Origin of the sequence: Streptomyces capoamus, assembly GCF_014654935.1 — a bacterium.
GTDB classification, from domain to species: domain Bacteria; phylum Actinomycetota; class Actinomycetes; order Streptomycetales; family Streptomycetaceae; genus Streptomyces; species Streptomyces capoamus.
Genome location: NZ_BNBF01000013.1, coordinates 58,415 through 59,831 on the forward strand (window position 1 = coordinate 58,415; position 1,417 = coordinate 59,831).

At 74.9% G+C, this 1,417-nt stretch carries 3 protein-coding genes; 1 reads left to right on the forward strand and 2 read right to left on the reverse strand.

The features are described 5' to 3' along the window. Window positions 1–419 (forward strand): class III extradiol ring-cleavage dioxygenase family protein (locus IE312_RS41115; protein ID WP_502266980.1); only part of this gene is annotated, 419 nt, incomplete at its 5' end. 150 nt (window positions 420–569) lie between these two features. On the opposite strand, the gene IE312_RS21010 is transcribed toward IE312_RS41115, so the two are convergent. Together IE312_RS21010 and IE312_RS21015 are read right to left on the reverse strand one after the other, a co-directional pair. After that, on the reverse strand, window positions 570–857 hold the full coding sequence (locus IE312_RS21010) for an antitoxin (protein ID WP_189983900.1): 288 nt from the start codon (window positions 855–857) through the stop codon (window positions 570–572). Window positions 858–881: 24 nt separating this feature from the next. Further along, complete coding sequence (locus tag IE312_RS21015; RefSeq protein WP_229900235.1) at window positions 882–1,250, reverse strand: hypothetical protein; 369 nt, start codon at window positions 1,248–1,250, stop codon at window positions 882–884. Window positions 1,251–1,417 lie beyond the last annotated feature (167 nt).

The window sequence follows — 1,417 nt, forward strand, 5'->3', positions numbered from 1 at the left end:
TCGGCGCCTGGCTGCTGGAGCGGACCGGCTGGGCCGGCGCTCCCGTCGAGGGGCTCGCCGTCGTGGACACGCTGGAGCCGGACCAGTGCGCGCGGACCGGCCGTGAACTGGCCGGCCGGGCCGGACGGGTGGCCCTGCTGGCGGTGGGGGACGGCAGCGCCTGCCGCACATTGAAGGCACCGGGCTACCTGGACGAGCGGGCGGCGCCCTTCGACGCGGAGGTCGCACGGGCGCTCGGAGCGGCGGACGCAGCAGGGCTCGAGGCACTGGACCCCGGGCTGGCCCGCGAACTGCAGGCGGCCGGCCGTGCGCCCTGGCAGATCCTGGCCGGCGCCGCCGAGGGAGCAGACCTCACCGGCAGCCTGCTGTACGAGGACGCGCCGTACGGAGTGGGCTACCTGGTAGCGACCTGGTCCTGAGCCCCGTACCCCGGCGCCGGTCGAACCGGTCCCGCCGCCGTACCCCGGCGTTCCGCACGGCCGCCGGGGCGCGCCCCGCGTTTGGAGGACGGCCGCCGGCTCCCCGGAAACCGGCGGCAGATCCTTCCCGAGTCCTGAGCCGGGCGTACCTCAGGAAGCCGGCGGCGGCCCTTCCGGAGGAGCCGGGCGGGTCGGAGTCGTCGGCTCGTGGGGCGCCGCTCCCGGGCCGCTCTTCTGCGCGAGGCGGTCCACCGCCTCCTTGGCCTTGCCCGTGCCCGCCTGGATCTTGTCGCTGTACTTGTGCTTGGTCCGGTCGTCGACGGCCTTCGCGGCCTTGTCGAGCCCGTGCTGGACCTTGTCCCCATGCTGCCGCGCGAGGTCCGACACCTTGTCCTTGGCCGGGCCCAGCTTGGCCTTCACGTTGTCCATCAGACCCATGGTCCACCTTCCCTCACGGGACAGTCATCTGCGGGCGCCCTCACCGGCCTCGCTGTCGGCGGTCTCGCCGTCGGCTGCATCGCCGGCGGACTGCTGCCGCGGGATCCCGGCACCCTCGGACGCGCCGTCCGCACCGGAGCCCGACCGCGCGACACCGACCTCGGGCCCGTCCCCGGGCGCGTCCTCCGTTCCCGCAGGGCCGGCCCCGGCCGTCGCCGGCGTCGCGGACTCCGCCGCCTCGGCCGCTTCGTGCTGTTCCGCCTCCACTCCGGCCGGCTGCGCGCCGGAGGCCGCTGCCGCGTCCGCATCCTCCGACGCGGCCTTTGACACCGCTTCCGACACCGCCTTCGACGCGGCCTTCGACCTGCCGAGAAGCCGTGCGATTACGCCCATATCCACTCCATACGGTACTCGTGCGGGCGAATTCCCGCGTCGTCCGGTGCGTACGGTTGCCCCGCCCGGGTCACCGCCTCCCGGCGCTCGGCGGGCGGCACCTCGCCACGGGCAACGACCTGGGAAGCGTGCCGTCACGTAACTCGTTCGAGACCCCGCCCGGAGGT

Bases quoted from the DNA above. Each gene is read 5' to 3' on its own strand.
- IE312_RS21010 (WP_189983900.1), bottom strand. From the start codon at position 857: ATGGGTCTGATGGACAACGTGAAGGCCAAGCTGGGCCCGGCCAAGGAC.
- IE312_RS21015 (WP_229900235.1), bottom strand. From the start codon at position 1,250: ATGGGCGTAATCGCACGGCTTCTCGGCAGGTCGAAGGCCGCGTCGAAG.